The 3,645-nt window shown below is 68.3% G+C and carries 4 protein-coding genes and 1 pseudogene; 4 read left to right on the top strand and 1 reads right to left on the bottom strand.

The features are described 5' to 3' along the window. Positions 1-12 precede the first annotated feature (12 nt). From B3446_RS11385 to B3446_RS11375, 3 genes are all read left to right on the top strand, one after another. Positions 13-918, top strand: coding sequence for a LysR family transcriptional regulator (locus tag B3446_RS11385; RefSeq protein WP_191576915.1), 906 nt, complete (start codon positions 13-15; stop codon positions 916-918). A 105-nt stretch (positions 919-1,023) separates the two neighbouring features. Continuing rightward, a complete protein-coding gene (locus B3446_RS11380) occupies positions 1,024-1,677 on the top strand; it encodes a glutathione S-transferase family protein (protein ID WP_291381062.1) in 654 nt (217 codons plus the stop codon). A 29-nt stretch (positions 1,678-1,706) separates the two neighbouring features. Then, a complete protein-coding gene (locus B3446_RS11375) occupies positions 1,707-2,657 on the top strand; it encodes a pyridoxamine 5'-phosphate oxidase family protein (protein ID WP_191576913.1) in 951 nt (316 codons plus the stop codon). Positions 2,658-2,659: 2 nt separating this feature from the next. Here B3446_RS11375 and B3446_RS11370 read toward each other — a convergent pair. Beyond that, positions 2,660-3,050, bottom strand: a pseudogene (locus B3446_RS11370) (winged helix-turn-helix transcriptional regulator). Positions 3,051-3,142: 92 nt separating this feature from the next. On the opposite strand from B3446_RS11370, the gene B3446_RS11365 reads away from it, so the two are divergent. Next, positions 3,143-3,645 (top strand): MFS transporter (locus tag B3446_RS11365; RefSeq protein WP_409558324.1); only part of this gene is annotated, 503 nt, incomplete at its 3' end.

Below are 3,645 nucleotides of genomic sequence, written 5' to 3'. Positions count from 1 at the left end.
GCGGGCCTCGCTGTGAACCAATTTCATGAAATGACCGTATTCCTGGCCGTGGCGGACGCGGGCAGTTTTTCCGGTGGGGCCCGGCGCCTGGAAATGTCCGCGCCCACCGTCACGCGCAGCGTGGCCGCGCTGGAACGTCGTCTGGGCGCCTTGCTGCTGGTGCGCACCACGCGCAGTCTGCGCCTGACCGAAGCCGGCCAGCGCTATGCCGCCGATTGCCGCCGCATCCTGGAAGACGTCGAACGCGCCGACGACGCTGCCGCCGGTGCAATGGCGGTGCCGCGCGGCGCGCTGGCGATCACCGCGCCCGCGCTGTTTGGCGAGCTGCATGTGATGCCGGCGGTGCTGGGATATTTGCGCGCGCATCGCCAGGTGTCGGTGCGGGCGCTGCTGGTGGATCGCGTCGTGAATCTGATGGACGAGGACATCGATGTCGCCGTGCGGATCGGCGCGCTGCCCGATTCCTCGTTGACGGCGGTGCCCGTGGGACACGTGCGCCGCGTGGTGTGCGCCGCGCCCGGCTTCCTGCGCGACCATGGCGAGCCGGCCGACCCCGAGTCGCTGCATCGCTTCTGCACCATCACGGCTGCCATGGAAGGACGCGCGCCGCAGTGGCGTTTTGCGCAGGCCGGCCAGACTGTGCGCCTGAACCTGCAATCGCAGTTGACCGTGACGTCGTTCCAGGCGGCGGTGGCGGCCGCGCGCGAAGGCTGGGGCCTGACGCAGGTGATGTCCTATCAGGTGGCGCCGCACCTGACCAGCGGCGCCTTGCAGGTGGTGCTGCGCGGCTTCGAGATGCCGCCCGTGCCCGTGCATCTGGTGTATCCGGAAGGGCGCAAAAGCTCGGCTAAGGTGCGCAGCTTTGTGGATTTCTGCGTGGATGCGTTACGCGCGGACCTGGCGGCGCTGCCCGCCTGACCGGTTTATTTCATTTACCGCAAGAGTGTCTTGCCGGCGCCGGCCGTTCCGGATTTGCGTCGCGGGTCCCAACATGGAGTCTCGAATCCACCAGGGAGATCCCCGATGCAAACCAACCCCGCCCCGGCGCAGGCTGCCGCTCCGCTGAAGTTCTACAGTTTCCCGCTGTCCGGCCACGCGCATCGGGTCGCGCTGATGCTGTCACTGCTGGATGTCGCGCACGAACGCATCGACGTCGACCTGCGCCAGCGCGAACAAAAGCGGCCTGATTTCCTGGCGCTCAATGCCTTCGGCCAGGTGCCCGTCATCGACGACAACGGCGTCGTGGTGGCCGACTCGACCGCCATTCTGGTGTACCTGGCCAAGCAATACGGCGGCCACGCCTGGCTGCCGGACGATCCGGTTGGCGCGGCCGCCGTGCAGCGCTGGCTGTCGGTGGCATCGGGGCCGCTGGCCGGCGGGCCCGCGTCGGCGCGGCTGGTGACGCTGTTCGGCGCGCCGCTCGATGTGGACGCCACGCTGGCGCGGGCCCATGCGCTGCTCGGGGTGATGGAGGGAGAACTCGCGCACCGCGACTTCCTGGCCAGCAGCGCGCCGACCATCGCCGACGTCGCCTGCTATGCCTACGTGGCGCATGCGCCCGAGGGCAACGTGTCGCTGGCCGATTACCCGCGCATCCGTGCGTGGCTCACGCGCATCGAAAATCTGCCGCGCTTCGTTCCCATGGCGTCGTCGCCCGTGGGCCTGCTGGCCGCCTGAACGCCGGCGCAAGCCGCAAGGACACTGTCATGAACCTTCCAGAAAACACCGCACCGTCTCCCTGGCATGCTGGCGAACTGCACCTGCAGGAGCACGCCGGCGTGGCCGCGCGCATGGACATGGTGGGCCGCAAGGTCATCCGCGACTACATGCCGGATCAGCATCGCGAATTCTTCGCGCAGCTGCCGTTCGTGGTGGCCGGGGCAGTGGATCCGCAGGGCGATCCGTGGGCCGGCATTCTGGAAGGGCAGCCGGGCTTTGCCGTGTCGCCGGACCCGCATACGCTGCGCATCGCGGCCATGCCTGACGAGGACGACCCGCTGCGCGCCGGGTTGGGATTGGGCCAGCCCGTCGGCTTGCTGGGCATCGAGCTGCACACGCGCCGGCGCAACCGCATGAACGGCCGCATCGCCGCCTGGGATGGCAAGCGCTTCGACGTGGCGGTGGCGCAATCATTCGGCAATTGTCCGCAGTACATCCAGTCGCGCGACTTCTTCTTCTCGCGTTCGCCGTCGATGCGCTTTGCCGCCGCATTGCCGGAGCGCGCCGGACTGGATGACGCGGCGCGCGCGCTGATCTCGGCGTCCGATACCTTCTTTGTCGCCAGTTATGCCGGCCACGCCGTCGACGTGTCGCACCGGGGCGGCAAGCCAGGCTTTGTGCGGGTGGACGGCGACGTGCTGACCATTCCGGACTTTTCCGGCAACCGCTTTTTCAACACCCTGGGCAACCTGGCCGCGAATCCCGTTGCCGGTCTGCTGTTCATCGACTTTGAACGCGGCGACCTGCTGCAACTGACGGGACGCGCCGAGGTGATTCTGGACAGCCCTGAAATCGCCACCTTCCAGGGAGCCGAACGCCTGTGGCGCGTGCACGTGCGCCGCGTGGTCCGCCGGCCGGGTGCGTTGGCCCTGCGCTGGCGCTTCGATGCGTGGTCGCCCACGGCGCTGGCGACCGGGCGGTGGCCGGCCGCCGCCTAGCCTCAGGCGTCCGCCACCTTGCGCACGACAGTGTCGTCCGGATGTAGCAGCCGGCCGTCCTGCGCGCGGATCTCCATCCGTTGCACCGGCTGCCCGCGCTGGCGGTCGATCAGGGTGGAATGTGCCTCATCGGGGCCGTAGTAGTGGTCCTCGCCCCACTGGCGCAGTCCGACGATCACCGGAAACAGCGCCTTGCCTTTCTCCGTGAGCACGTATTCCTGGTAGGCGCTGCCGTCGGACGCCGGCGCGACGGCAAGAATGCCGTGCGCGACCAGCGTGCGCAGCCGGTCGCTCAGAATGTTCTTTGCCANNCAGCGACCACCAGTCGCCGATGGCGTCGAGCGAGCGCGCGACCGGGCAGGCGGCGCCTTCAAAGCTGGTGCGTTTGACCATGCAGGTTCCTTGCGGTTTTTCAGGGTGAAGGTGGTTGCATTATAAAACCTTGTGAACTAGCATTCTGGTTTCGTAATAAAACCAAATTGACCATGAATCCGACCGTCCGATCCGACCCGCCCGATGGCCACGCGACTCCCTCGATGCCGCCCACGCTGGTCTTCCTGCTGGCAGCGGCATGCGCGCTCAGCGTCGCCAACGTGTATTACGCGCAGCCGTTGCTCGACGCCATTGGCCGCGAATTCCACCTGGACCAGGCGGCTGTGGGCATCGTCGTCACCGCTACCCAACTGGGCTGCGCGCTGGCGCTGTTCTTCGTGGTGCCGCTGGGCGACCTGCTGGATCGGCGGCGGCTGATGCTGGGGCAGTTGGGACTTCTGGTGCTGGCCTTGGCCGCGGTGGCGGCGTCCGCGAACGCGCCGTGGCTGCTGGCCGGCATGGTGGCGTTGGGATTGCTTGGTACGGCGATGACGCAGGGCCTGCTTGCGCTGTCCGCGGCGCTGGCGGCGCCGGCTGAGCGCGGACGCGTCGTGGGCGCGGCGCAGGGCGGGGTCGTGATCGGCCTGTTGCTGGCGCGCACCTTGGCCGGGGCGCT

Origin of the sequence: Achromobacter sp. UBA5777, assembly GCF_002418565.1 — a bacterium.
Taxonomy (GTDB): Bacteria; Pseudomonadota; Gammaproteobacteria; order Burkholderiales; family Burkholderiaceae_B; genus Achromobacter; species Achromobacter animicus.
The sequence above is the reverse complement of the archived record's forward strand: the minus strand, read 5'-3'. Positions and strand labels throughout refer to the sequence as shown.

Bases quoted from the DNA above. Each gene is read 5' to 3' on its own strand.
- B3446_RS11380 (WP_291381062.1), top strand. From the start codon at position 1,024: ATGCAAACCAACCCCGCCCCGGCGCAGGCTGCCGCTCCGCTGAAGTTC.
- B3446_RS11375 (WP_191576913.1), top strand. From the start codon at position 1,707: ATGAACCTTCCAGAAAACACCGCACCGTCTCCCTGGCATGCTGGCGAA.